The organism is Streptomyces sp. NPDC001027, assembly GCF_040299045.1.
Classification (GTDB): Bacteria; Actinomycetota; Actinomycetes; order Streptomycetales; family Streptomycetaceae; genus Streptomyces.
On sequence record NZ_JBEPBI010000393.1, the window covers coordinates 1 to 4,930 of the forward strand.

Here is a 4,930-nt window from a genome sequence, read left to right on the forward strand (position 1 = left end):
TACATCGTGGGCGAGATCAAGCGGTTCTTCCGGGACACCACCTGGGCGGTCCATGTGCCGCGCCGGCTGCAGGAGGCGCGGGTGCAGCTCGCCCGCGCGACGGAGGAACTGCGCAGCCGCCTCGGCCGTACGCCGACCACCAGGGAGCTCTCCGAGCTGATGAGCCTCGGGGAGGAAGAGGTGCGCGAGGCGCGCCTCGCCGCCAACGGCTACACGTCGGCGTCCCTGGACGCGGCGATCAACGGCAGCGAGGACGGCGAGGCCGCGCTGGCGGACTTCATCGGCGCCGAGGACCAGGCGCTGGAGCTGGTCGAGGACTTCCAGGCGCTGGCGCCGCTGATCGCCGAACTCGACGAGCGGGACCGGCAGATCATCCACATGCGGTTCGTGGAGGAGTTCACCCAGGCCCAGGTCGGCGAACGCCTCGGCGTCTCCCAGATGCACGTCTCGCGGCTGCTGTCGCGCACCCTCGCCCGGCTGCGGGACGGCATGCTCGCCGAACGCTGAGCACGCCGGGGACCGTCGAGGGCGCCCGGCCACCACGAGATCCTCGTCGGATCAGTGGGCGGGCGCGTACAGACGCAGGTGCGCGACGACCCGTTTGCCGGTCTCCAGGGCGACGGTCTGCAGCTGGTCGCACAGCCGCGTCACCAGACGCAGGCCGTGTCCGCCGACCCGGCCGGCGTCCTGCGGCCGCAGTTCGGGCGGGCGGGGAGAGCTGTCGCTCACGATGACCCTCAGCAGGGCGGCGTCCGGCGTCACTTCCAGCGCCAGCCCGCCCGGTCCGGGCGCGTGGCGCAGTGCGTTGGTGACGAGCTCGCTCACGATGAGCTGGGCGTCCTGGCCGGCCCGCTCGTCGGGGTCGTGTCCGGCCCGGGCCATCAGCGTGCGCACCGCCGCGCGAGCCTCGGCGATGGACGCGCCCGGCGCGTCCCAGGCGGCGCTGAACAGCAGGGGTGCGAGGGGCTCGCGTGCGGGCGATGCCCGATCTTCCAGGGGGGTGGCCATAGAACTCTTCCCGGGTCGTCCTCGTCGGTTCGTCAGGGGCTGTCGTGTCGTGTGATGCGGATACCCGCTGACCTCCGGTTCATGAGGCGCCCGCGGCCGGGCGACTCATGAACCGGCCGGCTCGGCGGGCGAAGGCGGAGCCGCACGCCCCGCCGTTCACCGCGGATCCGGCTGCCGCGGGGGTTGGAAGCAGGCGGTGACCTTCTTGCCGCGGGGGCAGTGGTAGGCCAGCCAGTCGTCGGCGAGGGCGTCGACCAGCAGCAGACCGCGCCCGCCGGGGGACGTGGCGCCGGGGTCGCGCGGCTCGGGAAGCCGGGGCGAGGCGTCGTGCACGGTCACGTGCAGGCACTCCTCGTCCCAGGTGAGGATCAACTGCGCCGCGCTGTGGGCGTGCAGATGGGCGTTGGTGACCAGTTCGGACACGGCCAGCACCACGGAATCCACCAGGTCGGGCGCCGTCCTCGACCACGCCAGCGTCTCCAGGTGCGCACGCGTCCAGTCCCGGGCGGCCTTCGCCCCGCTGTTCAGCGGCAGCGAGCGCGCCCACCCCACAGCCCTCAGCGATGAGTCCTTCGCCACTGTCTCTCCTCGCGCCGAGCGAACCGACCGTCGTCGATGTCCCGTCTGCCCAGAAACACCGGACCCAAGGTCGCCGCGCGTGAAGCGCCTCACCGCGAGGGAGCGCTCACGCCCCTCGGGCCGCGGGGCGGGCGAGGTCGGTCGAGCGGCTCTCCTCCACGACCCGGTAGCCGGCACTCGTGTACAGGCTCATGGCCACCTCGTTGCCGCCCCACACGGTGAACATCAGCGCGCCGTCACCGGCGGCGAGGGCGGCCTGCTCGCCCGCCGCCATCGCGGCCCGTCCGAACCCCTTGCCGCGATGCCGCTCCTGCACGTGCAGCGAGTAGCCGTAGGTGACGCCCGGAAGATGCCGGTGCCGCAACCAGCCGGCCCCGATGCGCTCACCGGCCGCCTCGAGCACCAGGAACGCGTGGTCGGGCGTCGTCAGGCCTTCGGGCAGCAGCTCGGCGAAGTCACGGTCCGACTTGTGCACGGCCTCCTCGGGGCTCAGCGCTCCCGCGCGGACGATGTCGGAGACGTAGGCGGTCTGCTCCGAGTCCAGCCACTCGGGGAACTCGGCCGGCGTCATCGGCCGCGCGGTGACGCCGGCCGGCGGTGTCGCCGGGGCGCCGAGACGCCGCGCCCTGAGCTGGCCGCGGACGCGGTAACCGTCGAACAGCTCGCCGGCGGGCTCGGCGAGCCGTGTCTCCACCCTGCTCGCGCCGCGTCGCGCGCACCACTCCTCGGCCCACTCCCGGGCCGCCCGCTCGTGCCCCCGGCCCGTATGGGCGGCGTCGACGCGCAGGTCGCCTATGCGACCCACGGGGGCGGTGTCGGCGTCGGCGACGGCCACGGCGACGTATCCGACCCGGATCCCGGCGTCCGTGATCTCGGCGACCGTCCAGTCACCGGCGTCGCCGCGGGCGTCCCGCAGCATGCGTTCCGCCGCGGCGGCGCCGAGACCGGCCGCCGTGTAGGAGGCGCGTCGGCTCCGGTCGAAGTCGGTCTGCCATGCGGCGGTGTCGTCGAGGAGGGCGAATGCTGTCACGTGAGCACACTAACGGCACGTTCAGGAAGGCGAGTTGCCGCCCTGCGAGGGGCCCCGGGTTCGGCGGGGCGCTCGCCGAAGGCGGCGGTGAGCGCTCGGGCGACCAGGTCGGGCAGCGGGGTGCGTGCGTCGTCCTGCGACTGGAGGGCGCCGCGGCGACCCGGCGACCCGGCGCCGCGGCCGCCCGGCCGGGGCGCGCCTCAGGCCCGTGCCGGAGCCCGTAGGGCGAGGAGGGCGACGTCGTCGTCGTTGGCGGCGGGGCGGACCCGGCGCAGCAGTTGGTCGGCGAAGGAGGCCAGCGGACGGTGGGCGAGCGCGGCGGCGTGCCGGCGCAGTCGGTGCAGGCCCTCGTCGAGGGTGTGGCCGGGTTCTTCGATCAGGCCGTCGGTGTAGAGAAGCAGGGTGGACCCGGGCGGCAACAGCACGGTGGCGTCGGTGCGGGGTTTGCGCACGCCGGTGCCCAGGAGGATGCCGTGTCCACCGGTCAGGTATTCGGCCAGGCCGTCGTGAGTGATCAACAGGGGTGGCGGATGGCCGGCGTTGGTCCACGACAGCCGCCAGTGGCCGTCGTCGGCCGCTTCGATCCGGGCGAGGATCAAGGTGGCCATGGCGACGTCGGTGATGTGTATGACCGCCTCGTCGAGACGGGCCACGATCTGGCTGGGCGGCTCGTGCAGAGCCCAGGCGTAGGCGCGGAGCATGTTGCGCACCTGCGCCATGCCGGCCGCGGCCTCCAGATCGTGGCCGACGACGTCGCCGACGGCCAGCGCGGTGGCGCCGTCGGACAGGGAGAAGGCGTCGTACCAGTCGCCCCCCACCTGCGAGGCGTCGGGCGCGGGCAGGTAGCGGACCGTCATCTGCAGGCCGGGGACGCGCGGCATCTGGGGCAGCAGGTGGTTCTGCATGGTCTCGGCGACCTTGCGCTGACGCTGGTAGAGGCGCGCGTTGTCCAGGGCGAGCCCGGTACGGCGGGCGATGTCCTCGAGCAGGGGGAGATCGGTGGTGTGGAAGTCCCCCGGCTGCCTGGCGCGCCCCAGGGTCAACGCCCCGAGGACTGCGCGCGTGCTGCGGATGGGCGCGATGGCCGCGGAGTGCACGCCGGTGGCCTCGAACAGACGGCGCTGCTCGACCGCGATGCCGGAGTCCGGCGCCCCCTGGTAGGTCTGCGGGCCGGCCAGGGTCGAGGCGACCCCGCGCAGCGCCCTCGACAGGGGCATCGGTGACTCCTCGGGGATCGGCGGCATCGGACCCTGGAGTTCCTCGTGGCGCACCAGCTCGCCGCCGTCCGCCTCGACGACGACGGTGCGCCACACCTCGTCGCGCTCCGTGATGAGGTCGACGATGACCCAGTCCGCCAGCCGTGGCAGCACCAGACTCACCAGCCGCCGCAGTGCCTCCTCGACATCGAGGGTGGACGTCAGCTGAGTGGTCGTCGCGGCCAGCAGCGCGAGGCGTTCGAACTCCGGCAGCAGCGCGGGAGCCGGTTCGGGCCGGACGCCGTCCTCCTCGGAATGAAGGGCGTGGAAGAGGACGAGGGTGCTGCGCTCGCGGTCCGCGAGGACGAACGGGGTGATCAGCCACGAGATGGGCAGCAGGGAGCCGTCCCCGCGCGCGAAGTAGTCCTCACGGGTCTGCGCGGTGCGCCCGGCGTGGAACGCCTGCCGCATCTTGCACTGACTTCTCGGCAGGGGCTGGCCGTGGGCGTCCCGGTGCAGCAGGTCGTGCGCGTCATGGCCGAGCAGATCCGCCGCGGACCGGCCCAGCAGCTGCTCGGCGCGCGCGTTGACGGCGAGGATGCGGCCCTGCTCGTCCACGACGTAAGCCCCGGTCCCGATGGCCTCCAGCCCGCCGGCCGGCGCGGTCACAGGCGCGGCCAGGGGCCGTCGCCGCTGGCTCTCGTCCTGCTCCGGTCCTCCTGCCATGCCCAGATCTCCTCAGCTCACTGCCGGCACGCCCGCTCGACGGTATCCGCTTCCCGACTGCCCCGGCAGCGCGAAACGAAGCCGCCGCGAGCAGCGGCCCGCCCCGCCGGGTCGGGACGTGCCGGCTCCGGGGAGCGGCCGGGGGCGCGTCCCGGCCGGGCGGCTCATCGGGCCAGTGGATCGGGGGCGGCCTGCCAGGGGCGGCACAGGGCGAGGAAGCAGCCGGCCGCGACCAGGGCGAGGCCGAGGACCGACGCGGCCATGGGCAGGGCGGTGGACCGGCCGCCGAGGCCGGCCAGCGCGGGGGCGAGGGCGCCCAGGAGGAACTGGGCGGTGCCCAGCAGGGCGGAGGCGCTGCCCGCCGCGTGCGGGGCACGTTGCAGGCAGAGGG

The 4,930-nt window shown here is 74.1% G+C and carries 5 protein-coding genes and 1 pseudogene; 1 reads left to right on the forward strand and 5 read right to left on the reverse strand.

The window, feature by feature from the left end; genetic code table 11:
- A partial coding sequence (locus ABT300_RS41330; protein ID WP_351687546.1) for a sigma-70 family RNA polymerase sigma factor occupies positions 1-507 on the forward strand: 507 nt, incomplete at its 5' end.
- Positions 508-558: 51 nt separating this feature from the next.
- Here ABT300_RS41330 and ABT300_RS41335 read toward each other — a convergent pair.
- The 5 genes and pseudogenes from ABT300_RS41335 to ABT300_RS41355 all read right to left on the reverse strand — a co-directional run.
- Positions 559-1,008 carry an ATP-binding protein gene (locus tag ABT300_RS41335; RefSeq protein ID WP_351687549.1) on the reverse strand — a complete coding sequence of 150 codons (450 nt, stop codon included), beginning with the start codon at positions 1,006-1,008 and terminating at the stop codon, positions 559-561.
- A gap of 156 nt (positions 1,009-1,164) precedes the next feature.
- Positions 1,165-1,587 (reverse strand): ATP-binding protein, encoded by a 423-nt coding sequence (locus tag ABT300_RS41340; RefSeq protein ID WP_351687552.1) that lies wholly within the window; start codon positions 1,585-1,587, stop codon positions 1,165-1,167.
- Positions 1,588-1,693: 106 nt separating this feature from the next.
- The gene (locus ABT300_RS41345; protein ID WP_351687555.1) at positions 1,694-2,617 is read right to left on the reverse strand and encodes a GNAT family N-acetyltransferase; all 924 of its coding nucleotides are present in this window, start codon (positions 2,615-2,617) and stop codon (positions 1,694-1,696) included.
- A 200-nt stretch (positions 2,618-2,817) separates the two neighbouring features.
- Entirely contained in the window at positions 2,818-4,539 is a 1,722-nt protein-coding gene (locus ABT300_RS41350; protein WP_351687557.1) for a SpoIIE family protein phosphatase, read from the reverse strand.
- A gap of 164 nt (positions 4,540-4,703) precedes the next feature.
- Positions 4,704-4,930: pseudogene (locus ABT300_RS41355) on the reverse strand (MFS transporter); the annotation flags it as partial.

What these genes read in the sequence shown, in the direction of transcription:
- ABT300_RS41335 (WP_351687549.1), bottom strand. Translation starts at nt 1,008, where the DNA reads ATGGCCACCCCCCTGGAAGATCGGGCATCGCCCGCACGCGAGCCCCTC.
- ABT300_RS41350 (WP_351687557.1), bottom strand. Translation starts at nt 4,539, where the DNA reads ATGGCAGGAGGACCGGAGCAGGACGAGAGCCAGCGGCGACGGCCCCTG.